Here is a 24,906-nt window from a genome sequence, read left to right on the forward strand (position 1 = left end):
AGAATCGGCGCTCATGTTGACGCCACGACCCGCATACCTTACATTCATGATCACCATGACGTATTTGCGGCTCGTAATCGGCATCGTTCGAATTATCGGCCCGGCGGCCTGACGAAGGCGCCGAGAGAAAATCTCTACGTCATTTTCCCGACAATTCAACTTTGGGGGCGGCACCGGTTGGCCGCGCATTTCGGCGCAGCGGCCATCACCACACCCCATCGAGCGATACGAGACCGACCATGACGCTGCAATTCAATTCCCTGTCTTCGCCGTCCCGTGGACACCACGGCACCGCCGCGCATGTCATGCCTGCCGATCCCGCTAGCGGCCGTCAGGCCCAGTCGGCAGCCTGCCCCACCGAATACCGGTTCGACCTGATCGCCGCCGAGGACGCTGGCCTGCTGCCGCGCGCGCTGGAGATCGTCGCCCGGCTGGACATCGCTCCCAAACGTTGTACGGCCGTCAGCGATGACACCGGCCGGATGACGGTTAGCCTGATCTATCGCGGCCTGACGGCGGACCAGTCGCACACTGCCGCCGATCGCATGCGCAACATTTTCGGCGTTGAGGCTGTGACGCTGTCGACATCATCGGCCGACGCATGAGCCTGCTGGCCCGCGTCGAAGCCTGCAGCCGGCTGGACCGGTCATCTGTCGTCCCGTTTCTGATCGACGGGGTCCGCTATGGTCTTGTCGGCAGGTCGGCGCGGCGATGCCTGACCGCAATGGGCACGCCATTTATGGTCCAAACCGGGAGCAATGGCGATTCGGAACCTGCGGCCATCCGTCTCGACACCGATCCCGCGCTGCCGCCCGCCGACCGGGTCGCCATGCGTAGCGCGGCACTGGATCGGGCCGTGGACCGAATGCTGGAGGAGGGCATTCTCCGCCGTCGGCGATCAGAAGTGTATACGGTCGTTAACGGCTGGGGCGAAACGCCGGTCGCCACGGTCGATCGCGCGGCGATGACGGCTTTCGGATTTCTGGCCTTCGGCGTTCACGTCAACGGATATGTCGGCGACGGTCCCGACCGGAAACTGTGGATCGCCCGGCGCAGCAGCGATCGGGCGATCGCGCCGGGCCAACTCGACAATATCGTGGCTGGCGGCATCGGCGACGGCCATTCGATATTCGAGACGCTGATCAAGGAATCGTATGAGGAAGCGGGCCTTCCGGCCGAGATTGCGGGAATGGCGCGCCCTACCGGCACGGTCAGCTATGTCACGCATGACACCGACGGCGGCGACGGAACCGGCGTGCGCCGCGACGTGCTGTTCAATTACGATCTCGCGCTGCCGGCAAGGGTCGAGCCGTACAACACCGATGGCGAGGTCGCCGATTTTTCCCTGATGCCCGTCAATCAGGTCATTCAGCGACTGGAAACCGGCGACGATTTCAAGTTCAACGTGGCCCCGGTGATGATCGATTTCCTGATCAGGCACGGCCATATCGGGCCCGAACATCCGGACTATCAGGCGCTGATGCAAGGCCTGCACCGGCCCGTCGACGCCTGACACGGCGCCTTTTTCGGAACCGAACGATCAGCCCTCGACGAACGGGCCGGCCAGCGCCAGATCGAGTATCTCTTGCGCTGTGTATCCGCGCGTTCGCAGCGACGCCACCGACAGGCTGTCGGCCCTTTTTGCCAGTCGCTTGCCATCGGGGCCGGCAACCAGCGGATGATGATGATATCGCGGCGCCGGAAGGCACAGCAGTTCCTGCAGCAGCCTGTGCACATGGGTCGCGGAAAACAGATCGGCCCCGCGCGTCACCACGGTTATGCCCTGATCGGCGTCGTCGACGACGACAGCGATGTGATAGCTGGTCGGCGCGTCCTTGCGCGCGAGAATAACGTCTCCCAACAGATGCGGATCGACGGTAACGCGGCGCGCGGAAATGGCTGCACCGTCCTGCATCCCCTCTTCGACCCAGGCAAGCGGCCCGGCCATCCCGGCCGCGCGGGCCGCATCCAGGCGCAGCGAAAATGGCCGCCCCTCGGCCTTGCGCGCAGCGCGTTCTGACCCGCTCAATCGGCGGCAGGTGCCGGGATAAAGCGCGCCATGGGGGCCGTGCGGCGCCGATGCCATGCCAGCCAGTTCGGCCTCGATTTCGCGTCGGGTGCAAAAACACGGATAGACCACGTCCAGGCGCTCCAGCGCCGCGACCGCCGCATGATACCGATCGAGCCGCTCGGACTGTCGGATAACCGGCGCATCGGAAGCCAGTCCCAGCCAGTCCAGATCGTCCAGCAGCAGTTTCTCCCATTCCGGGCGCGAGCGGGCGATGTCGATGTCCTCAATTCGGACCAGATACCGGGACGCCCCACGTACACCGGCCGGGGGCGTGTCCGCATCGCTTCCCCGACTGGAACCGCCATAGGCGCGGCGGCGCGCAAACGCGGCGGAATAGACGTGTCCCAGATGGAGGTATCCCGTCGGGCTGGGAGCGAAGCGCGTCACCGCGCCGGACCAATCGCGATCGTCTTCGGCATAGCCGCTCAATTGACCACTCCCGCAGCATTCATCGGGCAAGCCCTGTGACGGCCATCAAGTGTCCTGATCGCGGCCACGGATTGACAACCGGGGGTTACTGCCGTCACAAGGGTTGGATGACAGATATGACCCTTACCGGCCCCCGCACCGAACCGGCTTCCGGTGGCCCCGCCCGCAATATCGTCCTCTTCCTGCACGGATTGGGCGCCGATGGCAACGACCTGATGGGACTGGCACCGCATCTGGCGCCCCTGTTTCCCGATACGCTTTTCGTCGCACCGAATGCGCCATTCGCCTGCGACATGGCGCCATCGGGCTTTCAGTGGTTTTCGTTGAACGAAGCCTCACCCGCTTCAATCGCCGAAGGCGTTCGCGCCGCCGCGCCGGCACTTGACAAGACAATCGACGATCTTCTGGCCGAGACTGGCCTTCAGCCGTCGGATCTCGCATTGTTCGGCTTCAGCCAGGGCTCGATGATGGCCTTGCACACTGCCTTGCGCCGCCCGGAGCCTCTGGCCGGCGTTGCCTCCTTCTCCGGCGCGCTGATCGATCCCGAAAGCCTGCAGACCGAAATCAAATCGAAGCCCCCTGTCCTGCTGGTCCATGGCGATGCCGACCAGATCGTTCCGCCTCAGGCGTTGACGGGCGCGCAGTCTGTGCTGGAAGCGCTCGGTGTGCCGGTCGCTGCCGTGATGCGACCGGATCTCGAACACGGAATCGACGGCGAAGGAGTCCAGGCCGGCGCATCGTTCCTCAAACAGATTTTCGGGTAGTCAAAAAGCGTAAAAGCGCCGCCCCACACGGCGCGGCGCCTTTTATGTGTTTCTTACAACTGGATGACAATACAGGCACACCGAAGCACTTGATATTGCGCCGATCGCGGTAACGGGCTAAGGCTATAGAGGAACGAACGCCGTTTCGCGGCGTTTGGATCGGGTTAACAACCAAGGGAGCGGGTCTTTGACACCCCCTGCTGAGAGTTGCCCGGCTCTGGTGCTGAACGCTGATTTTCGGCCCCTGAGCTATTTTCCTTTGTCGCTGTGGCCGTGGCAGGAAGCGGTCAAGGCGGTGTTCCTCGACCGCGTCAATATCGTTGCCGAGTACGATCGCCATGTGCGCAGCCCATCCTTCGAAATGGCCCTGCCAAGTGTCATCTCGCTGAAGGAATTCGTACCGGCTTCGCGACGGCCGGCATTCACGCGGTTCAACGTATTCCTCCGCGACAAGTTCACCTGCCAATACTGCGCCGTCCGCTTTCCCACACATGAACTGACTTTCGATCATGTCATCCCCCGCGCCCATGGCGGGCGGACCACCTGGACCAACGTCGTTACCGCCTGCTCGGCCTGCAATCTGCGCAAAGGCAGCAAAAACTTGCGAGAGTGCGGCATGGAGTTGAAGAAGACGACAAGACAGCCGACCACGATCGAACTTCAGTTGAATGGACGTGCATTCCCGCCAAATTTCCTCCATGAGAGTTGGCGGGATTTTTTATATTGGGATTCCGAACTGGATCCCTGGTAGCCGGCATTCTTGCGATCCGCCGTATGGTATGCAGCCTTTCGGATCAGGCGCGCACGGCCTATACTGCCGAGTGCATCTGCATTTCCGGTGGTATCATCCCGTCATGAATGTGAAGCTTCTGGAAAGCTTTGTCTGGGTCGCGCGGCTGCGGAACTTCCGGCTGGCCGCAGAGCGGCTGGGCGCCACACAGCCGACGATCTCGATGCGAATCGCTTCGCTGGAAAGCCAGTTGGGAACGAAACTGCTGGTTCGAAACGCACGCGATGTTCACCTGACCCAGCAAGGGCTCGAGGTGCTTCGCCATGCCGAGACGATCGTTTCCCAGACCAACGAACTGATCAAACGCACGCGCGATATCGAGGCGTTTCAAGGCACGCTGCGGCTGGGCGTGATCGACACCATCATCCACACCTGGTTGATCGGCCTTCTGGAAGCGATCCAGGACATGTACCCCGACGCCATGGTCGAAATCTATGCCGATACCAGTTTGAACCTGACGCAGCAATTGCGCGCGGGCGAAATCGACATGGCCCTGATCATGGGACCAGTGAACGACGGCGGACTCGTCAATGTCGACCTGTGCAGCTACTCGATGGCATGGGTATCCAGCCCGAAACTGTTTTCCGATCCGCCGGAAATGGATGTCGCGGATCTGGCCTCGCGGCCGATCATTTCCTATCCCCGGGGTTCGATACCCTATGCCGTAATCGAGGATTATTTTCGCGGCCCCGAGTTTCCGAAAGTACGGCTGAACTGCTCGAACTCGCTGGCGACGATCATCAGGCTGGCGATCGATGGCCTGGGTGTCGCGGCGATTCCTCCGGTCCTGATCCAGCGCGAAATCGCCGAGGGATTGCTGTCGGTACTGCCGGTGCGCCAGACATTCCCGGCGCTGGCGTTCACTGCCACCTACCGCACGGACCCCGAAAACGGCGTCGTTTCCGCCGTGGCCGCGATCGCGCGATCGAGTGCTCACCAATATTGCAGCACCGTCGATCCGTCCCTTGCGCAATGCCGGTAATCAGCGGGCTTAGGAAACACATCATCAGGAAAGCTTATGGCTTCTGATTGAAATTAATTGTTGGACACAATTTTGAAACATCTGCGAGGCTCGCTGCCTACCTTGGCATCATAGCCGAGGGAAAACGTTTCAACAGGGGGACCGATCCTATGAGGCTGAAAACAATTCTTCCAGCAGCCGCAAGCGCCGTGGCACTGACTTTGGCCATATCTTCGGCTCATGCCGAAACCTGGCGCATGTCCCACAAGATGCCGGCCGACAGCGTCGAAGGCGAACTTTTCCAGATGTTCGCCGACCTCGTCGCCGAAAAGACCGACGGCGACATCACCGTCAATGTCTTCCCCAGCGAACAGCTCGGCCAGGACGACACGATTCTCGAACAGCTCCAGTTCGGTACCGTCCACCTGTATCTGGAGGGATTTACCTATCTTCAAAAATGGGTAGATGACGTCAAGTGGTCCAGCGCACCGTTCCTGTTCGATGACCGCGAACACTATGCCCGCTTCATGCAGTCAGATGTCGTCGAAGGCTGGCTCGAACAGATCGAAGAAGAAGCCAACATCACCGTCATCGGCGATGTGGCCGCGTTCGTGCGGGGGCCTTACCGTGTCATGGTTTCCGAGCGGGACTGGGAAACGCTCGAAGAAATGCAGGGCATCCGCATCCGCATGCATCCCGACGAACTGGCCGCCAACGCCTGGACCCATCTGGGCGCGGAAGTCCGCACGCTGGGTTGGACGGAAGTCTACGAGGCCATCGACCGCGGCATCGTCGAAGCCGTCAACTCGCCGATGGCGCTCGTCGAAGCCATGCGCTTCTACGAGGTCGCACCGCATATCGTCCGCCACGACGAGTATCCGCAAGGCATGACGTTCATGGTGAATTCCGACGCCTGGAATTCCCTTTCCGAGGAGAACCGTCAGGCCATCATCGAAGCCCACGAGGAAACCGCGGCGGCCTCGGTCGCCCGCACCGACGCCATCGTGGAAGAATCGCTGGAACGGATGCAGCAAGAAGGCGTCGAGTACACCGAGATCGACACCACCGCCTTTGTCGAACGCATGCGGTCCTTCTACGACGAAGCAGCCGAGAGCGGCGAAATGCCGGCTGATTTTCTTGAAGCCGTCAACGCGACACGCGAGGACAGCTAGCCGATGGCGCCGGTCAGAGCGGCCCTGGATGTTTGCGAGCGCGCGTTTCTCGTGCTCGCAAACACCATGCTCATCATCATGTTGACGATCAACGTGATGAACATCGCCAGCCGGTTCCTGTTCGAGCAGGGACTGGCATGGGTTTTTCCCTGGACCACCGTCCTGTTCGTCTGGATGAGCTTTCTGGGCTTCTTCGTCGTTTACCGGCGCAACAAGGACATCACTGTCGAATTCCTGATGGCGATGGCTGGGCCGCGAATTCAGATGATCGGTCGTCTGGTCGTCAATCTGGCGATCGTGGTCCTGCTCGCCATCATCCTGATCGAAGCCCCGGCCCTGCTCGAACGTCAGGTGGGAACGATCCAGATGGTGGGAATCGAACGCTACTGGCTTTCGGTGCCGCTTTTCGTCAGCTGCGCCCTGATCATCGTGCATTTCATCGTCGATTCCGTCGATGTCGTCGCCGGCCGTCCACCGCCCGACGACGACTGACGATCCGCGCCCTCCGCCAACGATAACGAACGGAGACCGCCACCGTGGCCTGGATTCTGTTCCTCGGCTTCATCGCCTTCATCTTGTTACGCGTGCCGATCACAATGGCGATCGGCCTCGCCGTCCTTGCGTCGATCGTCTTCGCGGGATTTGGTGACACCCTCTACATCATTCCCGTCCAGGTTCTCCAGGGCGTCAACAACCCGGCGCTGCTGGCCATCCCGTTCTTCGTCCTCGCCGGCAATCTGATGAATGCCGTCGGCATGACCGATCGCATTTTCAACTTTGCCGGTTGTCTGGTCGGTCATTTTCGCGCCGGTCTCGCTCAGGTCAACGTCATCGCCTCGATGATCTTCGCCGGCGTCTCCGGGGCGGCGGTAGCCGATATCGCCGGGCTCGGCGCGGTCGAGGTCAAGGCGATGCGCGACCGGGGTTATCCGGCCGAATTTGCCGCCGCGCTGACAGTGGCCGCTGCGGTCATCGGCCCGATCATTCCGCCATCAATCGGCCTGGTCATCTATGCCTATCTCTCCGGCACGTCCGTCGCCCGGCTGTTCCTTGGCGGCATCATTCCCGGTCTGCTGATCGTCGTGGCGCTAATGCTGTTCAATCGCTGGGCGGCCACACGCTACAACTTTCCGCGTGAGGAACGGGCGACGCTCAAGCAGACGGCCAGATCGGCGATCGACGGCATTGCCGCCCTGATCGCGCCCGCGATCATCCTGTTCGCGATCGTGACCGGATTCACCACCGCGACCGAAGCGGGGGTGCTGGCCTGCGCCTACACACTATTGCTCGGGCTCCTCTACCGGACGCTCTCAGCCAAGGCATTGTGGACGGCCATGACCGACACGATGCTGATCACCAGCGTCATCATGATCATCATCGGCTTTTCGCATGTCATGGGCTGGCTGCTGGCGATTGAAATGATCCCGCAGATGCTGGCATCCGGCATACTTTTGCTGACCGACAGCCGGCCCGTATTCCTCGGTCTGCTGCTGATCTTTCTGTTGCTGATCGGCTGCGTCGTCGAAGGCGTCCCGGCAAAGCTGATCCTTGTGCCCATGCTGCTGCCGCTGATCGATCAGTTCGGCGTGGACCGGGTTCATTTCGGCCTGATCATCCAGCTTGCGCTGTTGATCGGCATCGCCACGCCGCCGATGGGGATCGGTCTCTATATCATTTCCGAAGTCGGCAAGGTCTCGTTCGAGAAGGTCACGATCGCGATCCTGCCGATGCTGGTCCCGCTGATCGTCGTGCTCATCCTGATTACCTATATCCCGCAACTCACCTTGTTCCTTCCGAACCTGATCATGGGACCCGGATAGCGCCAGGATCGTTGTAACCGTTGGACAGACGTACCCTGGGGCAGACCCCGGGATCAAAGGAGACAGACGATGAAAACCGCCCTCATTCAAATGAACTCGCAGAACGACAAGGAGGCCAATATCCGCGACGGCATCGCCCTGATCGAACGGGCGGTGGCCGAGGAAAAGCCGGACATGGTCGTTCTGCCGGAAATGTGGACGTTCCACGGCGGAACGGCCCAGGACCGCCGCGACGCCGCCGAGCGTGTCCCCGACGGCCCGGTCTATGGCAAGATGGCCGATCTGGCCGCCAAGCACGGGATCATCCTGCACGCCGGCAGCATGCTGGAGGTAGCCAGCAACGGTAAAGTCCACAACACGACGCTGGTATTCGGCCGCGACGGCAGCCAGCTGGCGCTGTACCGCAAGATACACCTGTTCGACATCGTTGCCCCCGACGGTACGAAATACCTCGAATCCGAAGCGGTCGAGCCGGGACGCGACATCGTCACCTACGAGGTCGATGGCATTACGGTGGGCTGTGCCATCTGCTACGATATCCGGTTCCCGGAACTGTTCCGGCGCCTGCGCGACGCCGGCGCCCAGGTCATCGTCCTGCCGGCCGCCTTCACGCTGATGACCGGCAAGGACCACTGGGAGGTTCTGGCACGCGCCCGGGCCATCGAAACCCAGACCTATTTCCTGGCCGTCGGGCAGGTCGGAACCTATGACGGCGGCAAAAAGGCCACCTGGGGCCACACCATGGCCATCGAGCCGTGGGGCGCCGTGGTTGCCCAGATGCCCGACCGCGTCGGCTATGTCTGCACGCGGTTCGATTGGGAATCGCAAGCCCGGATCCGCCAGAACGTCCCCATCCAGACGCATCGTGTCCTGGACTGACGCCTGACTTTTCGGGCCGAACCATACCGCTGCCGGTGGGACGCATTTCCACCGACAGCGGCGCATTATGCCAATACCAGAGGCCAGAGATGTTCAAAATCAACCCGATGCCCGAGGCCGTCACCACGGCCCGTCTGGAGAAGCTGCGCCAGGTCGAAACGGCGACAGTCGGTCATTTCCTGCATTCCGGCTTCATGGATCCGGAACTGCGCGCCGTTCTACCCGGCCGCCGCGTCGCCGGCACGGCAGTCACACTGCGCCTGCCGCACGCTGACAGCACACTGCTGCATTACGCGATGAAGCTGATCCGCCCCGGCGATTTCCTCGTCATCGACCGCGCGGGCGATCGGCGCCACGCCTGCTGGGGCGGCGTGATCACCCATACCCTGGCGCGGATCGGCATCGCCGGCGGCGTCGTCGACGGACCGGTCACGGATATCGCCGATTTCGCCAAAAAGGACCTTCCGGTCTGGGCAACGGGGCCCTCGCCGATCACGACCAAGCTGCTCGGCACCGAGGGGCAGATGAATGTGGCGGTCAGTTGCGGCGGCGTTGTCGTCAATCCCGGCGACGCGGTTCTGGCGGACGAGAACGGCATCATCGTACTCAACCCCGACACTGTCGATGCGGTGGCCGACCGCGCCATCGGCATGCAGGAACGTGAAATCACCCTACTGCAGCGCATCGACGCCGGCGAACATCTGCCCGATATCAGCGGCGCGACGGAGAAGGTCGAGAACGCGCTGGCCTGACGGGCCCTGTTGCGGCCTTGCTACCAGCTAAAGCTGGTCGTCCCGGCATGGTGGCAATAGCCGCCAACATCGACGGCGACCGGCGCGCCGCTGTCCGGATCGGTGCGGACATCGGCGCGGAGCAGGCAGCCTCCCTGCTGACCGGATGCCCCGTGATGACGCACACTCACGGCTTCCGGCCCCAGCCCATCGGGATGGGTGGCGTGAATCCGCTGCGCCAGCGCCGCGACGGCCGGCATTGGGGCTGCGGCACCGCTGCCAAACAGGCGCGCTTCGGAGGTGTCCGTTGCGGAATGATATGCATATATGCCCGCAAGTCCGGCCTCGGCGGCGTAGTCGGCCAGGATCGATCGGCCGCCATCGATGGCTGCAAGCTGCTCGGCGCCGTCGACAGCGGCCAGCAGATAGCGGCTGCCGTTATCGCTGGCGACGAGCGCGTCGGCGGCCGGCTCCCCGCCCTCGAACAGGAGGTCCACGACAGCGCCTAACGATGGCGTCCGTTCGGCTGGCTGGAACCCGCTTGCCGGGAACCGCAGACACAATACACCGTCAGCCGAAAGGCCGATGGCAACGATGCCCGTGGGCGTACGGCAGCGGACCGGCCGCAGTGGCGCGCGTTGCCCGGCCCAATGAAGCCATGCCGCAGCAATATATCCGTTCTCGGCGCCGCGATGCCCCTGCACGCGCCGCGACGGCCTGAACGCCGCGATGGTGAGCAGGTCGCCGGTTGCCCCATCGATGAATACGGTCTCATCAACGCCGACGCGCGCGGCCAGAACCTGCCGGGCCGCGATCGGAATGGCTGACGCGTCGGGGATGACGGCCACGGGGGCGCCGCCGATCCCGTCTTCGCTGCCGACCATCACCAGATGCACGGTCGCGACCCCGGAGGGTGTGATCATTCGTCAATCCATCCCAGGCTGATAACGCGGCCCATTGCCGGTCGCCTCCAGTTTCTCACAATCAGCCGCGCCAACAAATCGACGAATCGCGCCGGCAAGCTTCATTCCGCCGGCGGGTGTTCCGGCCGCGTCAGGATATAGGTGGTGACACAGACGAGGATCGCGCCGACGACGAGCGACAGCACGAGGCTTCGGGAAATGGCGACGGTCAGCGCATAGCTGACAATGATGGAAACGACGGCATACCATTTTGCCTTCCGGCTCATGATGCCATAGCGGGTCCAGTTCGACAGAAACGGCCCGAAACGCGGATGGTAATAGAGCCAGTCGTGAAGCCGGTCGGAGCTGCGGGCAAACGCCCACAGTGCCAGGATCAGGAAGATCGTCGTCGGCAGGCCGGGCACGACGATGCCAAGAGCGCCAAGCCCCACGCACACCATACCGAACGCCGCATACGCCCATCGGACGGGCCGGAGTCCGCTTTTGGGGGGCCGGTCGGGCTCGCGGGTTTCCGACCCGGGATTGGCCACCGGCGCCGCGCCCTCTTGCGCGTGTGAACCCTTTTCGACCGCCCTATCCCGGCACATCGGCCACGGCACCATTCGAATCGAGGGTCAGGACGCGGTCAAAAAGTTCGAGCCCACGCCGCTGATGGGTAATCATCAGGACCGTGCGCCCGGCCGCCACGGGCATCAGCCGATCAAAAAGATCGGCCCGGGTGGCGTCATCCAACCCTTCGGTCGGTTCGTCGAGCAACAGAACCGGCGAATCCTTGAGAATGACGCGGGCGAGCGCCAGACGCCGCGCCTGTCCGCCCGAGATCGAAACCCCGTTCTCGCCGACCCAGGTGTCGAGACCGTCGGGCAGTTCGTCAACGAACCGGTCGAGATTGGCCGCGGCAAGGGCGTCGTACAACGCCGCATCCTCGGCCGTCGGGTTGCCGAGATAGAGATTGTCGCGAATGGTCCCGGCAAATATCTGGCTGCGCTGCGACATATAGGCCATTCGATCCCACAGGATCTCGCGGTCAAGCGTTGCGATATCGGTTCCGCCCAGGCGCACCTGCCCGGCCTGGGGATCCTCCAGCCGCAGCGCCAGCGAGATCAGCGTGGACTTGCCTACCCCGCTCGGCCCCAGCAGGGCGACCTTCTCGCCGTCCGCGATCGTCAGCGACAGGTCGCGCAGCACCGGACGTGCGGGATCATAGCCAAAGGTCACGCCCTCGAAGGTGAGGCCATTCTCCGCCGGCGGCGCAGCGGGTTGCCCGGGATCGCGGATCGCCGGTTCCTGCCTTGCGATCTGCAGAATGCGCGCCGCTGCTGCCCGCGTGCGGCCAAGATACTGATAGGCCAGCGGCAACGGTGCCGAGGCTTCGAACAGGGCCATGGTCGCCAGCACCATCATGACCAGAACCGGTGCGGACAGGGTGCCGTCGCCATGGCGGGCCAGACCGATGAAAAGCACCGACCAGACGGCGAAATTGGCCAGGATCTGGCTGAGCGCCGAGGAAAATCCCGTCACCTGCGCCATCCGGCGCTGATCGCGCACCAGATCGAGCGTGGTTTCGTCGACCATCCGCCGCTGGCGGACATCGGCGCCGAACAGCTTCAATTCTGTCAGCCCCTGAACGCCGTCGACCACCTGAATTCGCAGATCCGCCGCCCGCGCGACCATGCGCCGTCCGGTCGCGTCGCCCAGGCGGTTGGCCAGCACCGGAACCGCCGCCCCGGAGAGCGCCAGCAGGCCCACCGATACCGCCGCGATCATCGGATCGAACAGGCCGAGGAACACCAGCGCGATCAAGGCCATCGCCACGGCAACGACGGTCGGTGCCATGACCCGCAGATAAAGGCTGTCCAGCGCGTCGATATCGCTGGTCAGGCGGTTGAGGACGTCGCCGCTGCGCATCGACGCCAGTTGTCGGGCATCGAGCGGCAGGCATTTACGGAACAGCCAGATCCTGAGATCCGCCAGCACGCGGAAGGTCGCCTCGTGCGTGGCAAGACGCTCGGCATAGCGCGAGCCGGTGCGCAGGATGGCGAAGAAGCGGATGCCCGCACCGGGTCGGAAAATATCGAAGCCGATCGCCGAAAGCCCGCCGAGACCGAGACCGGCGATGGCGCTGGCGGTGATGAACCACCCCGACAGGCTGAGCAGACCGAAACTGGCGATCAGCGTCGTCAGCATCAGCGCGGCGCCGAAAATCAGCCAGCCGCGTCGCTGGAGGAATAATCGCATGAAGACGGCGAGATCGGCCATCGTTCAGCCCTCCCCGTCGCCGAGAGTCCGGCCCCGGTCGAGCCGGACGATACGGTCGGCCCAATCGATGCCGGCGGCGTTGTGCGTCGCGATCACCACAGTACGGCCCTTGACCGCTTCGGCCAGCGCCGCCAGCACCAACCGCTCGTTGTCGAGGTCGAGGCTGGCGGTGGGCTCGTCCATCAGCAGAATCGGCGCATCCTTGAGCACCGCACGGGCCACCGCAATGCGTTGGGCCTGACCGCCGGAAACGCCGTGGCCGCGTTCTCCGACCAGCGTGTCGAGCCCGTCGGGAAGCTCGTCGCCGATCCGGCCCAACCCTGCGGTGGCGGCAGCCGCACGCACATCGGCGTCATCAGCATCGGGCCTGGCCAGCCGGATGTTGTCGCGGACGGTACCGTGGAAAAGATGTGGCGTCTGCCCGATCCACGATACGGCGGCCATCAAATCGTCACGAGCGATGGATGCCGTCGACCGGCCGTCGACGGTAACGTCGCCGCCGCTCGGGGCTTCCAGTCCCATCAACAGGCCAATGACGGTGGATTTCCCGGCACCACTGGGTCCGATCAGGGCGACTCTCTCCCCCGGTGCGACGGTGAAGGCGACATTCGTCAGCGGTGCTTCACGGTTGCCTTCTCGCTGCAGCGACACGTCATGCAATGCAATCGCGGGCGCTGCCGTCAGCGCGAACGGCGCCGCGCCGGCAGCCGATGGGGGTGTTTCCTCGAATATTTCCAGCAGTGTTTCGGACGCGCTCAACGCCGTCGCCCGGTCGTGATAGAACTGGGCGAACTGGCGTAGCGGCAGGAAGAAATCCGGCGCCAGCAGCAGCACGAACAGGCCGCTCCACAGCGTCATGGAGTCCGCCGTGCCGAAGCCGATCATGCCCAGCAGGCTCAGGCCGACATAGACCGCGACCAGGGCGACCGAGACGCTGGAAAAGAACTCCAGCACCGCCGACGACAGAAACGCCAGCCGCAGGACGCCCATGGTGCGCTTGCGATAATCATCCGAGATGCGTTCCAGGACCGCCATCTCACGGCGTGCCTGGCCAAACAGCTTCAGTGTGGTCAAACCCTGCAGACGGTCGAGGAAATGGCCACTCAGCCGCGCCAGCGCCCGGAATTGCCGCCGGTTCGCCGCCGCCGCCCCCATGCCGACCAGCGCCATGAACAGCGGGATCAGGGGCGCTGTCACCATAAGGATGATCCCGACCACCCAATCGACCGAGAAAACGACGACCAGCATTGCCAGCGGCAGGGCGGCCGCAACGACCATCTGCGGCAGATAGCGCGAGAAATAGCCATCCAGCGCATCCACCTGCTCGACCACCGCCGCGATCAGGCTGCCGGTGCGCCGGGAATGGACAAAGCGCGGCCCCAGTGCCGCAATATGGGCCAAAAGCTCGGATCGGACGGTCGACTTGACCCGCGTCGCAGCGTTGACGCCGGCGACTTCGGCCAGCCAGACGCATCCACCGCGCAGCACGTAAAGAATCGCAAGCGCGGCAAAGGACGGCAGCAGATCGGCGCGGATCAACCCGTCGATGGCCACGGAATGAACGATATGGGCCAGAAATCCGGCCTGGACGACCAGCAGCAGCCCGTTGCTCACGCCCGCGCCGACGCACAGCGCCAACGCATGCCGCGCGGATTGGCTTTGCGCCGTCAGCCACCGGCGTGCCCGCTTCTGGCGATCGATATCGGGGCCGTCGTCGGTCGACGCCTCATCGCGTTGCGGAGCGTCGGTTCCGGCCCTTGCGGCGGATGAAGCGTCGACGGTACTGGCCACGATGGTGGGCCCTCGGGGTCTCGGTTCGGGACGATCGGCCAACTTTGACGGCCGTCGGTTCATGGGGTAAATCGGCATGCGGCCGATTTCAAGCGACACCGGACGAAAGGTGGCGCGGCGCACTGCCTGTCGACACGCGCCGATTGACGCACGGGGCAAGAGATCGACACAATATAGCTGAATATGTGCTGCATGCTGACCGAATTCCCGATCTGCGGCTGTCGGGGCGCCAATGGGCGTCGCAGCAGAAGCCCAGCTACTGCAGGCCTTGGGCATGCCTGGGCCGGCAGCCTCACCGTATGACGAAAGTGACGAGACCATGGTGCTATCAGCGCCCGCAGAACGCGAGCATCTTCATACCCGAACCGTGACCTGCCAAGGGTTCCGTCGCCGCGACGGGCTGTGGGACATCGAAGGGCGGATGACGGACGTCAAGACGTATGGATTCGACAACGACTTTCGCGGAACGATCCATCCCGGCGACCCCCTGCATGACATGACGCTGAGACTGACGGTCGATGACGAGCTGACGATCACCGCCGTCGACGCGACGACGGACAAGGCGCCTTATGCCATCTGCCCGCAGATAACGCCGAATTTCCAGAAGCTGGTCGGTTTGAAGATCAAGGGCGGCTTTACCCGGATGGTCCGAACCCGCCTTGGCGGCGTTCATGGCTGCACGCATCTGGTCGAGTTGCTGGGCCCGATGGCGACCACCGCCTTTCAGACCATCTACCCGATTCTGGTCAAGGAGCGGGCCGAGCGCACTGCCAGGGAGAAAGCCGCCAACGCTGCTGCACCGGCAACGTCCTCTCCACCGGCAGCCGACGGCACCGAGACGCCGCCGGCGCGCAAGCCGCCGACTCTTCTGAACAGCTGCCATGCCTATGCCAGCAACGGCCCGCTGGTGAAGAAGCTGTGGCCGGAATTTTATACCGGCGAGCCTGATGCGGCCGAAGCCGGGGCCGAAGGATCAGGGCAGGACACCGCCAGGGAGAAATCCGGCGCCAGTTCCTGATAAGGCTTGGCGTGACAATCCTGACCTTGCGACGCGCGATCCATCGGCTGTAGTAGGACAGGTCCTGGCAATCAATGGAGTTCCTGTCCATGGCAATCCCCCGCTTCGCCCTTCTCGCTGCAGTTGGTTCGGTGGTGACGGCACTGGCATCGGTTCAAACGCTCGCAGCCAGCGGCGCAGGGCTGTCGATCGAGGAGCCATGGGCGCGGGCGACGGCGCCGAACGCGCCGACCGGCGCCGTCTATGTCAGCATCACCAATACGGCTGACGAAGCCGACCGGCTTACCGGCGCCGAGGGCGACGTCGCCGAGCGCATCGAGTTGCATGACACCGAGATCGATGACGACGGCGTCATGCGGATGCGCGAGATCGACGGCGGCATCCCGCTGCCGCCCGGCGAAACAGTGGAACTGGCGCCCCAAGGGCAGCATATCATGCTGATCGGGCTCGACGGTCCGCTGATCGAGGGGGAATCCTTTCCCCTCACCCTGTCGTTCGAACAAGGCGACGCGGTCACGGTCGAAGTCAACGTCGAGTCGATTCACGGCCGCTCGAACGGCAACGGCCATGGCGGCAACTGATTGCGCCGACGTTCCGTCGGGCTGCAAGCTCTGGCAGGGACGCCATGGCGCGATCTTTTAAAAAGCGGCTCAGGCGCAGGCTCCGCGACGCTCAGGGATCTCTGGAAACGCCGTGGCAGCGCTTGCTCGCCCATGTCGATCTGGTGGCATTCGATCTGGGTGCGTTTCGCTGGCTTCGACCGAATCTGCATCAGGTCGCCCCCGGCGTCTATCGCAGCGCCCAACCGTCTCCCCGGATGCTGCGACGGCTCAGCCGTCAGGGCGTGCGCACCATCGTCAATCTGCGCGGCGCCGACGACAGCGGCGCCTACAAGCTGGAAAGCCGCACCGCCACGACGCTCGGTCTTCGGCTGATCGACCTGCGCATGAAGTCACGGGACATCCCGGACGAGCAGACACTGGTCGCCCTCAGCGACATATTCCTGACCGCCGACAAGCCGCTCGTCTTTCACTGCAAATCCGGCGCCGACCGGGCCGGGCTTGCCGCCGCCATCTATCTGATGCTCGCCGAAAACCGATCCGCGGCCGAGGCGATCGGGCAGTTGCATTGGCGCTTCGGGCATGTCCGCCGCGGCATGCCCGGCATCCTCACGACATTTCTCGAAACCTATCGAGACGAAGGCGAACCCCGGCGGCTGGGATTGATCGACTGGCGGCGTCGGCATTGCGACATCGTCGCTGTGCACGACCGCTTCCAGCCGACCCGATTCGCCCGCGTGCTGACGGATCGTATTCTTCGCCGCGAATGAGCGCCGATCAATGCGCCCCCGGTCAATGAGCCCCCGGTCAATGAGCCATGAGCGTCGGAACGGTCATATGCTTCAGAATGTTGCGCGTCGTTCCGCCCAGCACTGTCTCACGGAATCGGGAGTGGCCATAGGCACCCATGACGACCATATCGGCGCCGGTGTCCGAGACACTGTTGAGCAGCACATCGTCGATCGACATCTCCGATCCATCAAAGCGCGACGCCGTAACATTGGCACCGTGTCGCGCAAGATAGGCGGCCACATCCATTCCCGGCCAGCGCTTGGTCGTGTCCGACGCACGAACGGTCAGGATCTGGACCTGATCGGCCCGCTTCAGTAGCGGCAAGGCGGCATAGACGGCGCTGGCGGCCGCACGCCCGCCGTCCCAGGCGACAGTGATCGTTTTGCCGATCGTCGCCCGCGGTCCGATATGCGGAACGATCAGCACAGGGCGCGTGGATTCCAGCACCAGATTGTCAGGCAGGTCCCAGACACTGCTGGGCGTCAGGTCGTAATCGGTCTGCCCCACCACCACCAGATCTGCATACCGGGAATGAATATCGAGCACATGGGCCGCATCGCCTCCGGCCGCACGCCACTCCGAGGATCCCGTCAGACCTTCCTGATCCATGACCTGATCGAACAGAGCTTTGGCCTCGTCGATCTGCTCGTCGCCGTCATCATCCATAATGGGGATGAAGACCGGCGCGATGCTGGGTCCGGCATAGGCCGGAAGCGGCATCGGCACGCGGATGCCAAGTCCCACGATATGCGCATCGTTCCGGCGGGCGATCTCGGCCGCTGCCGCGATTCGGCCACGGCTCTGCTTGGTGTTGTCGACATGGACGAGTAAGGTCTTGTAGGCCATGGCAAGGTTCTCCTGAATAGCGCCGGATGGTGAACGCTCCCCATCCCGCATTTTTCGGGCACTCCCCGAACGGAGATAGTCGACCGAGCGCGCGCCGAGTGCATTGATATGCATCAAACTGCACAGCGCTCTGCCGACCTTCGATAGATGCTTTCCGAAGCGATGGCATGCCGCCTCGCTGAATCAAGGGCCGAACCGGCGCCGATTCTTCCCCCGAAAGATCGGCTCTCCGGAAAATCAGTGCAATGGGTCGTTCGGAATGGTGCCCTGCCACTTGCGGAACAGCCATCGATTACATATTTTATAAACTATCATTCACATAATTGAGTGTCGCAGCAGTGCGGCATGCTGACGCTTCTGAAGAGGTCCCAATGGAAAATTTCACCCCTGTCTCCGGCCTGATCGGCGGCATGCTGATCGGCCTTTCGGCGGTTATGCTGATGCTGTTCAACGGACGAATCGCCGGCATTTCGGGGATCGCGTCCGGGCTGCTGGCCCGCCCGTCATCCGACACTGCATGGCGGGCGGCGTTCGTCATCGGTGTGCTCGCCGCGCCTGCTCTCTATGGCATTGCGACCGGACCGGTCGACATCGCATTGGCCGGAGGACCGGCCCTGCTGGCTGTTGCCGGCTTCATCGTCGGCCTGGGATCGTCGCTCGGCAGCGGCTGCACCAGCGGCCACGGCGTCTGCGGTCTTGCGCGGCTGTCGCCGCGGTCGCTCGTCGCCACCGCCGTCTTCATGACCACGGCTTTCGCGACCGTCTTTATCGCCCGCCACCTGCTCGGAGCCTGAATCCCATGACCTCCTCACCAACTTCGACCTCAAGAACAAACGTTGCCGCAGTCGGAACTGCACTCGCCGCCGGCCTCGTCTTCGGCCTCGGCCTGACGATCAGCGGGATGATCAATCCGGCAAAAGTGCTGGGCTTTCTGGACCTTTTCGGCGCCTGGGATCCGACACTGGCATTCGTCATGGGCGGCGCGGTCCTCGTCACCCTGCCCGGCTTCAGACTGTTGCGCAGACGCGGTGCGCCCGTGTTCTCGCAGATGTTCCGCTTTCCGACCCGCTCGGACATCGATCCCCGGCTGGTCGGCGGATCCGCCCTGTTCGGGGTCGGCTGGGGACTGGCAGGTTTCTGCCCCGGACCGGCGCTGGCCGCGCTGGGCGCCGGAATTGGCGGTGCCGCCTTGTCGGGCAGCGGCGTCACGGCCGTCGCCGTCTTTGTCGCGGCAATGCTGGCCGGCCTCGCCGTGCCCCGCCTGCTGCCGACCGGCGGACCACGCACCACGAGTCCCGCGCCCACTCGCCAGGACGGCTAAAGCCGGTCCCCGGGTCTCCCGGAACTGCCCCGGACTCCCCGCATTCAGGATATCGACATGCGCGCCCAAAATAATTCCAAATCGCGAGCGGTAGCTGTGTTGCCTCTGCTCGGCTGGATCGCGGACTACTCTCGCCGCGACCTGTCGAGCGATACGCTGGCGGCCGTAATCGTGACGATCATGCTGGTCCCGCAAAGCCTGGCCTATGCCATGCTCGCCAACCTGCCCCCGCAGGTGGGACTTTACGCCAGCATCGTGCCGCTGATCGGCTATGCGCTGTTCGGGTCCAGCAGGGCCCTGGCCGTCGGCCCGGTGGCGGTCGTCTCGCTGATGACCGCCTCGGCAATCGGTGTCGTCGCCGAACCCGGCACGGCCGAGTTCATGGCCGCCGCCGTCCTGCTGGCCGCGCTGTCGGGCGTGTTTCTGTTCGCACTGGGCCTTTTCCGGCTCGGCGCCCTGGCGACACTGCTTAGCCATCCAGTCGTTTCGGGCTTCATGACCGGGGCGGCGATCCTGATCGCCCTGTCCCAGCTGGGCCACATTCTGGGGCTGCCGTTGTCGGGATCGACATTGCCAGCGTTCTGGCAGTCGATAACAGAGATCGAGGCGGGGCCTAATCTGGTCACCTCGATAATCGGCATCGCGACGGTCGCGTTTCTTTTCGCGGTCCGGCGGTATCTCGGCGGCGTGCTGCGCCGTTGGGGTCTCTCGGCGTTCCTGGCCGATGTCGTGGTCAAGGCGGCGCCGGTTCTGGCGGTCATCGCGTCCGTCGTTGCCGTCGGTGCGCTGGAGCTGAGCAGCCGATTCGGCGTCGCCGTCGTCGGCGCGATTCCCGGCGGTCTGCCGCCTCTGACTATTCCTGCGCTTGACCCGGGGCTGATCGGGGCGCTGATCGTCCCGGCGATGCTGATCAGCGTGATCGGATTCGTCGAAAGCGTATCCGTCGCGCAAAGCCTCGCCGCCCGCAGCCGGGAGAAGATCGACGCAAACCGCGAATTGATGGGCCTCGGGGCGGCCAATCTCGGCGCGGCCTTTACCGCCGGCTATCCGGTGACCGGCGGATTCGCCCGCTCGGTGGTCAACCACGCCGCCGGCGCCCGCACGCCGATCGCCGGGATATTCACCGCCGCGCTCATGGCGCTGACCGCCATTGCGTTGACACCGGCTTTTCACAACCTTCCCAACGCAGTGCTGGGCGCCACCATTATCGTTGCCGTTCTGGGGCTGGTCGATTTCCGGTCGATCGTGCGGACCTGGCGCTACAGCCGTGCCGACGGCGCCGCCCTGATCGTGACGTTGGCTCTGGTCATGATCGAGGGCATCGAAGCCGGCATACTGGCCGGCGTCGCCCTGTCGCTGGCGCTGCTGATATGGCGCACGGCGCGGCCGCATGTCGCCGTCGTGGGGCGGGTGCCGGGCACCGAACACTATCGCAACATCAATCGCCACGAGGTCCTGACCGACGACGCCGTCGTCGCGGTCAGGGTCGACGAGAGCCTCAACTTCGCCAATGCCAGGGCGCTGGAGGACCAACTCGTCGGTCTTGTCGCGGACCGGCCTGCCGCCCGGCACCTGGTCCTGATCTGCTCGGCGGTCAATGCGATCGACGCCAGTGCCCTGGAAAGCCTGGAAGCCCTCAACGCCCGGCTGAAGGACAGCGGCGTCGACCTGCATCTGGCAGAGGTCAAGGGGCCGGTAATGGACCGCCTGACAGGCACGGAATTTCTTCAGCACCTGTCCGGCGCGATTCATCTCAGCACCCATGGCGCCATGACTGCGCTTGCGACGGATCCATCTTCCGGGCGGGTCTCCGCCTACATCGCCTCGAATACCGACGGATCGGCGCCGGCCAGCGCTTCGCCGCCATCGACCGCCAAAATCTGACCGGTCAGGCCGGGCGTCGTCGCGAACATGACAACGGCGCGCGCAATCTGATCCGGCGCCGCGCCCATGCCCAGGGGATTGAGCGTATGGGCGGCGACGAAATCCGCTTCTGACTGCCGGCCGCTCGGCAATGTCAGGCCGGGCGCGACCGCGTTTACCCGGACGTGGGGCGCGTATGCGCGGGCGGTGGATAGGGTGATTGCCAGCAACGTCGCCTTGGAGACCTCGTAGGATAGAAAGCGGCCGTCGAGATTAAACACTTTCGTATCGAGTATATTGACGATGGCGCCCCCGCTGGCCACGCCCTTTCCCGCGGCGGTCCGCCTGTAATAGGCGCGCGAAATCATCATCGGCGCCGTCGCGTTGACCGTCATCTGCCGGCGCCAGTTGTCGGGTGTCTGGCTGGCGGCGTCGTCATAGTCGAATACCGACGCGTTATTAACGACCAGATCGGGCACGCCGCCCGCCATGGCCACCGCCGCGCCGACAAGGCGTTCCGGCGCCTCCGGGTCGCAAAGGTCGGCCTCTACTGCAAAGGCCGGCGCCCGATCAGTCGTCAGGCAGGCGGCCAGATCGCGGGCCGCCGCCAGCGACCGGTTCGCATGTATCACCACCGACCAGCCATCGGCAGCCAGTCCTGTCGCGATCGCGCGACCGATTCGCGCCGCCCCGCCGGTCACCAGTGCGATCGGCGCTGCTTCGCTTCCCGTGCTCTGGCCTATAGCCACAGGAGTGTTCCAATCATTGTCCATTCCGCCAAAATTTGCTTTACAGTCTTGAAGGCGCCGCCTGATGGCAACATCTTCAATCGTGCCATCGGTTTGGACGGACCGCCCCATCGATAGAGCCAGACGTGGATCGCGGCCGGTTCACGGCAATATCTATCGAACATAAGCCGAGAACGAAACGACAGGGTGTACCGCACCAATGCCATCCGCAATGACGCCCCGCGTCTCCGTCGTCATACCGGCGTTCAACGCCCTTTCCACGATCGATTTCGCGGTTTTCAGCGCCCTGCGGCAGGAAGACGTCGCCGTCGAGATCATCATTGCCAGTGACGACCACATCGACTATCTGGCACAGCTTGCCCGTCAAGGGGTCGAGGACGAGCGGCTGCGCATGATCCGGACGCCGACCATGCGGTCCGGCGCGGGCATTGCCCGCACCGCGGCGGCACGCGAAGCCACCGGCGATTTCATCGCGACACTGGATGCCGACGACGCCTTTGCGCCCGGCCGTCTGGCCAAACTGGTTGCCCTGGCCGCAAAGGGTGGGGCCGCCGTCGACAACACGGCCATGACCAGCACCGACGGCAGCCTCATCCGCACGGCGTTTTCAGTCGACAGCGACGACCGCACCCTGACCACCTACGATCTGCTGTCGCCGCGCATCCCGTTCGCCCCGGTCTTTCACCGCAGCCTGCTGGGCGACGGCTGGCCCGATCTTCCATTCGCCGAGGACGTCGTCTTCAATCTGACGCTACTGGCCAAGGCCACCGATATGCGGATCCTGTTGGAGCCGGGGTACCTCTATGCCCATCGGCCGGGCTCTCTGTCACATTCGGCCGACACCCCCAACCGGGCCCACGATGCCTATGAAATGATCCTGAACCGGCTCGACCATGACGCCTTCGGCCTTCCCCGAAAAATGGCAGCAGCCGCGCGGCGCCAGTTCTCCGACGATATGCGCACCAATACGGTGTTCGCGTCGAAAATGTCGTCGGGAGAGGTGCGCGATCTGGCCGATTTTCTGTCGCTGGGCAACCGTGTGACGCCATGACCTCATTGCTGCCCGGCGCCGTCAATGCACAGACCGTCAGCCTTTCCGACATCGAGGTGGAAGCCGAAGTCGGCATCGCGGATTGGGAGCGGACACCGGGCAAATCGCAGCGGCTGATCGTGGATGTCGAAATGGCAGCTGCGCTTGATCGATTCAGCGGCACGGTGATTGGCGATTGTTTCGACTACGACCGCATTTATCGATACGTCACCGGCGACTGGTGCCGGCAGCCACATACCGACCTTCTGGAAACGCTGGCCGAGTCGCTGGTCCAGTTCTGCCTTGAAGATCAGCGTGTTGAAGCCTGCCGCGTGCGTATCCGCAAGCCTCATGTCTATAACGGCCGCGCCGTACCGGTGGTCGAGTTCGTTCGCTTCCGGCCAGGGATTGCGGCATAATGGTGGCCGAATCATGGTGACGAAATGGCGCAGTCAACCCGGATATTCACAATAATATCATAACCTTATCAGCGATAATTGATGTAATATACTAACGAATCCGGACTGCGGTCGATCAATCGGCAGGCGGCGGGCCACAGCAACAGTATGGGGGATGGCAGATATGGTGAAATGTGCGTCCATTTTCGCAGCCCTGGTCAGCGCCCTGGCGATGACGACGGCCAATCCCCCGCCGGCCCAGGCGACGACTCCCTGCTGCGCCGTTGATGACGACACGGCCGCCAAAGGCACCCAGCCCGACACTGGCCCGGACTTTGGCGACACGCTGCCACCCCTGCATATTCCGACATTGGTCGGGGCGCTGGAAGACATCGGTCTGGTCGACCCGGTGCTGGTCGGTCAGGATCCGGCCGCAGCCACCCTGACATTCGCCGCCAGCAGGCCCGACCAGACGGTACCCCAGCAATCGATGACGGTTTTCATCGACGTCGACATCACCACCGGACTGCTGATCGAACGGTCCGCCTGACACAATCGGCCGGTTCGCCTAAAAAGTGACGTGGGTCCGCCTTACGGCGTTGACCGGCGCTGTCCGATTCCCTATGGTCCGCGCGATCCATCTCCGGACCACCTCCGGGCGACCGCTTAGCTCAGCCGGTAGAGCAACTGACTTTTAATCAGTAGGTCCAGGGTTCGAGTCCCTGAGCGGTCACCATCCCCGATATTGTCCGACCCGGAGAGATGGGTAACACCCTCGTGCCGAACGGGCTGTCGATCGTCTGCAGGGTCCTCTACTCCCCTTTTGATTTGTTTCGGATCGATATATCCGGATCATGGTGCATCGATCTTACCCGCCAAATGCCATCAGACCATGAATTGAACATGTCTGTATCGGAGAATTCCAACATCCTACATCGCATCTGCGAGGATACCTTGTTCCAACATCGCAGGAATGCCATATAGCGCGCAGAAGGGCGAACGGCTCTTCGGGGCGCGCGGCGCCCGCGCGACGTTCAATTTGGGAGTTTCCGGCAATGGGCCTTCGCATCAACGACACCGCACCCGACTTCACCGCCGAAACCACGCACGGCACCATCAATTTTTACGAGTGGATCGGCGACGGCTGGGCGGTGCTATTCTCGCATCCCAAGAATTTCACGCCCGTCTGCACGACCGAGCTTGGCACGATGGCGGGAATGGAGAGCGAGTTCAAGAAGCGCAACGTCAAGATCATCGGCATATCCGTCGATCCGGTCGAAAGCCACGAAAAATGGGGCCAGGATATCCAGACGGCGACGGGGCATAGCGTCAAGTACCCACTGATTGGTGACAAGGACCTGAGCGTCGCAAAGCTTTACGACATGCTGCCGGCTGAAGTGGGCGACAGTTCCGACGGCCGCACCCCGGCTGACAACGCCACCGTCCGGTCGGTGTTCGTGATCGGTCCGGACAAGAAGATCAAGCTGGTCCTGACCTATCCAATGACGACCGGACGGAACTTCGACGAAATTCTGCGCGCCATCGATTCGATGCAGCTGACCGCCAGGCATCAGGTCGCAACGCCGGCGAACTGGAAGAGCGGTGAGGATGTCATCATCACGCCAGCCGTCTCGAACGAGGATGCCACCAAGCGTTTCGGATCGTATGACACGGTGCTGCCGTATCTGCGCAAGACGAAGCAGCCTTCCGCTTAAGCGATGGAACCTGATGCGCCCCCG

The 24,906-nt window shown here is 63.5% G+C and carries 27 protein-coding genes and 1 tRNA gene; 21 read left to right on the forward strand and 7 right to left on the reverse strand.

The window, feature by feature from the left end; all coding sequences use genetic code 11:
• Positions 1–239: 239 nt before the first annotated feature.
• Positions 240–605 carry a hypothetical protein gene (locus tag ABZ728_RS09850; RefSeq protein WP_366655925.1) on the forward strand — a complete coding sequence of 122 codons (366 nt, stop codon included), beginning with the start codon at positions 240–242 and terminating at the stop codon, positions 603–605.
• Entirely contained in the window at positions 602–1,513 is a 912-nt protein-coding gene (locus ABZ728_RS09855) for a DUF4743 domain-containing protein (protein WP_366655926.1), read from the forward strand. Before ABZ728_RS09850 ends, ABZ728_RS09855 begins: the two co-directional genes overlap by 4 nt.
• Positions 1,514–1,540: 27 nt before the next feature.
• Here ABZ728_RS09855 and gluQRS read toward each other — a convergent pair whose 3' ends face one another.
• Positions 1,541–2,500, reverse strand: a complete 960-nt coding sequence (gene gluQRS, locus ABZ728_RS09860; protein ID WP_366655927.1) for a tRNA glutamyl-Q(34) synthetase GluQRS — start codon at positions 2,498–2,500, stop codon at positions 1,541–1,543.
• A 116-nt stretch (positions 2,501–2,616) separates the two neighbouring features.
• Here gluQRS and ABZ728_RS09865 point away from each other — a divergent pair, with 116 nt between their 5' ends.
• The 8 genes from ABZ728_RS09865 to ABZ728_RS09900 all read left to right on the forward strand — a co-directional run bounded on the left by ABZ728_RS09865 (position 2,617) and on the right by ABZ728_RS09900 (position 9,638).
• Entirely contained in the window at positions 2,617–3,264 is a 648-nt protein-coding gene (locus ABZ728_RS09865) for an alpha/beta fold hydrolase (protein WP_366655928.1), read from the forward strand.
• Between the two features lie 187 nt (positions 3,265–3,451).
• Positions 3,452–4,015, forward strand: coding sequence for an HNH endonuclease (locus tag ABZ728_RS09870; protein WP_366656237.1), 564 nt, complete (start codon positions 3,452–3,454; stop codon positions 4,013–4,015).
• A 103-nt stretch (positions 4,016–4,118) separates the two neighbouring features.
• Positions 4,119–5,036: a LysR family transcriptional regulator gene (locus tag ABZ728_RS09875; RefSeq protein WP_366655929.1), complete on the forward strand. Its 918-nt coding sequence runs from the start codon at positions 4,119–4,121 to the stop codon at positions 5,034–5,036.
• Between the two features lie 149 nt (positions 5,037–5,185).
• A complete protein-coding gene (locus ABZ728_RS09880; protein ID WP_366655930.1) occupies positions 5,186–6,187 on the forward strand; it encodes a TRAP transporter substrate-binding protein in 1,002 nt (333 codons plus the stop codon).
• Positions 6,188–6,190: 3 nt separating this feature from the next.
• Entirely contained in the window at positions 6,191–6,679 is a 489-nt protein-coding gene (locus ABZ728_RS09885; RefSeq protein WP_366655931.1) for a TRAP transporter small permease, read from the forward strand.
• Positions 6,680–6,723: 44 nt separating this feature from the next.
• Positions 6,724–8,007 (forward strand): TRAP transporter large permease, encoded by a 1,284-nt coding sequence (locus tag ABZ728_RS09890; RefSeq protein ID WP_366655932.1) that lies wholly within the window; start codon positions 6,724–6,726, stop codon positions 8,005–8,007.
• A 69-nt stretch (positions 8,008–8,076) separates the two neighbouring features.
• Entirely contained in the window at positions 8,077–8,886 is an 810-nt protein-coding gene (locus ABZ728_RS09895) for a carbon-nitrogen hydrolase family protein (protein WP_366655933.1), read from the forward strand.
• A gap of 89 nt (positions 8,887–8,975) precedes the next feature.
• Positions 8,976–9,638: an RraA family protein gene (locus ABZ728_RS09900; RefSeq protein ID WP_366655934.1), complete on the forward strand. Its 663-nt coding sequence runs from the start codon at positions 8,976–8,978 to the stop codon at positions 9,636–9,638.
• A gap of 20 nt (positions 9,639–9,658) precedes the next feature.
• Here the strand turns inward: ABZ728_RS09900 and ABZ728_RS09905 are convergent, their stop codons facing one another.
• The 4 genes from ABZ728_RS09905 to cydD all read right to left on the reverse strand — a co-directional run bounded on the left by ABZ728_RS09905 (position 9,659) and on the right by cydD (position 14,590).
• Entirely contained in the window at positions 9,659–10,540 is an 882-nt protein-coding gene (locus tag ABZ728_RS09905; RefSeq protein WP_366655935.1) for a hypothetical protein, read from the reverse strand.
• A 101-nt stretch (positions 10,541–10,641) separates the two neighbouring features.
• The gene (locus tag ABZ728_RS09910) at positions 10,642–11,127 is read right to left on the reverse strand and encodes a YbaN family protein (protein ID WP_366655936.1); all 486 of its coding nucleotides are present in this window, start codon (positions 11,125–11,127) and stop codon (positions 10,642–10,644) included.
• Complete coding sequence (gene cydC / locus ABZ728_RS09915; protein WP_366655937.1) at positions 11,114–12,799, reverse strand: thiol reductant ABC exporter subunit CydC; 1,686 nt, start codon at positions 12,797–12,799, stop codon at positions 11,114–11,116. The genes ABZ728_RS09910 and cydC overlap by 14 nt, the downstream gene beginning before the upstream one ends.
• Before the next feature lie 3 nt (positions 12,800–12,802).
• On the reverse strand, positions 12,803–14,590 hold the full coding sequence (gene cydD / locus ABZ728_RS09920) for a thiol reductant ABC exporter subunit CydD (RefSeq protein WP_366655938.1): 1,788 nt from the start codon (positions 14,588–14,590) through the stop codon (positions 12,803–12,805).
• 232 nt (positions 14,591–14,822) lie between these two features.
• Here cydD and ABZ728_RS09925 point away from each other — a divergent pair, with 232 nt between their 5' ends.
• The 3 genes from ABZ728_RS09925 (at position 14,823) to ABZ728_RS09935 (ending at position 16,938) form a co-directional block, all read left to right on the forward strand.
• Positions 14,823–15,608 (forward strand): DUF2889 domain-containing protein, encoded by a 786-nt coding sequence (locus ABZ728_RS09925; RefSeq protein ID WP_366655939.1) that lies wholly within the window; start codon positions 14,823–14,825, stop codon positions 15,606–15,608.
• 89 nt (positions 15,609–15,697) lie between these two features.
• A complete protein-coding gene (locus tag ABZ728_RS09930; RefSeq protein ID WP_366655940.1) occupies positions 15,698–16,189 on the forward strand; it encodes a copper chaperone PCu(A)C in 492 nt (163 codons plus the stop codon).
• Positions 16,190–16,233: 44 nt separating this feature from the next.
• Positions 16,234–16,938 (forward strand): tyrosine-protein phosphatase, encoded by a 705-nt coding sequence (locus ABZ728_RS09935; protein WP_366655941.1) that lies wholly within the window; start codon positions 16,234–16,236, stop codon positions 16,936–16,938.
• Positions 16,939–16,975: 37 nt separating this feature from the next.
• Here the strand turns inward: ABZ728_RS09935 and ABZ728_RS09940 are convergent, their stop codons facing one another.
• Positions 16,976–17,806, reverse strand: a complete 831-nt coding sequence (locus ABZ728_RS09940) for a universal stress protein (RefSeq protein ID WP_366655942.1) — start codon at positions 17,804–17,806, stop codon at positions 16,976–16,978.
• A 371-nt stretch (positions 17,807–18,177) separates the two neighbouring features.
• On the opposite strand from ABZ728_RS09940, the gene ABZ728_RS09945 reads away from it, so the two are divergent.
• From ABZ728_RS09945 to sulP, 3 genes are read left to right on the forward strand one after another with little or no spacing between them, the layout of a single operon-like run.
• Positions 18,178–18,600 (forward strand): YeeE/YedE family protein, encoded by a 423-nt coding sequence (locus tag ABZ728_RS09945; protein WP_366655943.1) that lies wholly within the window; start codon positions 18,178–18,180, stop codon positions 18,598–18,600.
• A gap of 5 nt (positions 18,601–18,605) precedes the next feature.
• Positions 18,606–19,127, forward strand: coding sequence for a YeeE/YedE family protein (locus ABZ728_RS09950; RefSeq protein WP_366655944.1), 522 nt, complete (start codon positions 18,606–18,608; stop codon positions 19,125–19,127).
• Positions 19,128–19,184: 57 nt separating this feature from the next.
• Complete coding sequence (gene sulP / locus ABZ728_RS09955; protein ID WP_366655945.1) at positions 19,185–21,011, forward strand: sulfate permease; 1,827 nt, start codon at positions 19,185–19,187, stop codon at positions 21,009–21,011.
• Here sulP and ABZ728_RS09960 read toward each other — a convergent pair.
• Positions 20,942–21,739, reverse strand: coding sequence for an SDR family NAD(P)-dependent oxidoreductase (locus ABZ728_RS09960; protein ID WP_366655946.1), 798 nt, complete (start codon positions 21,737–21,739; stop codon positions 20,942–20,944). The two genes, sulP and ABZ728_RS09960, sit on opposite strands and share 70 nt — an antisense overlap.
• A 199-nt stretch (positions 21,740–21,938) precedes the next feature.
• Here ABZ728_RS09960 and ABZ728_RS09965 point away from each other — a divergent pair, with 199 nt between their 5' ends.
• From ABZ728_RS09965 to ABZ728_RS09985, 5 genes are all read left to right on the forward strand, one after another.
• Positions 21,939–22,790 carry a glycosyltransferase family 2 protein gene (locus tag ABZ728_RS09965; protein WP_366655947.1) on the forward strand — a complete coding sequence of 284 codons (852 nt, stop codon included), beginning with the start codon at positions 21,939–21,941 and terminating at the stop codon, positions 22,788–22,790.
• The gene (locus ABZ728_RS09970; protein WP_366655948.1) at positions 22,787–23,188 is read left to right on the forward strand and encodes a dihydroneopterin aldolase; all 402 of its coding nucleotides are present in this window, start codon (positions 22,787–22,789) and stop codon (positions 23,186–23,188) included. Before ABZ728_RS09965 ends, ABZ728_RS09970 begins: the two co-directional genes overlap by 4 nt.
• A gap of 163 nt (positions 23,189–23,351) precedes the next feature.
• Positions 23,352–23,717, forward strand: a complete 366-nt coding sequence (locus ABZ728_RS09975; RefSeq protein ID WP_366655949.1) for a hypothetical protein — start codon at positions 23,352–23,354, stop codon at positions 23,715–23,717.
• A 110-nt stretch (positions 23,718–23,827) separates the two neighbouring features.
• Positions 23,828–23,903, forward strand: a tRNA-Lys gene (locus tag ABZ728_RS09980).
• 319 nt (positions 23,904–24,222) lie between these two features.
• A complete protein-coding gene (locus ABZ728_RS09985) occupies positions 24,223–24,882 on the forward strand; it encodes a peroxiredoxin (protein WP_366655950.1) in 660 nt (219 codons plus the stop codon).
• Positions 24,883–24,906: the final 24 nt, after the last annotated feature.

The organism is Fodinicurvata sp. EGI_FJ10296, assembly GCF_040712075.1.
In the GTDB taxonomy this organism is placed as follows: Bacteria; Pseudomonadota; Alphaproteobacteria; order DSM-16000; family Inquilinaceae; genus JBFCVL01.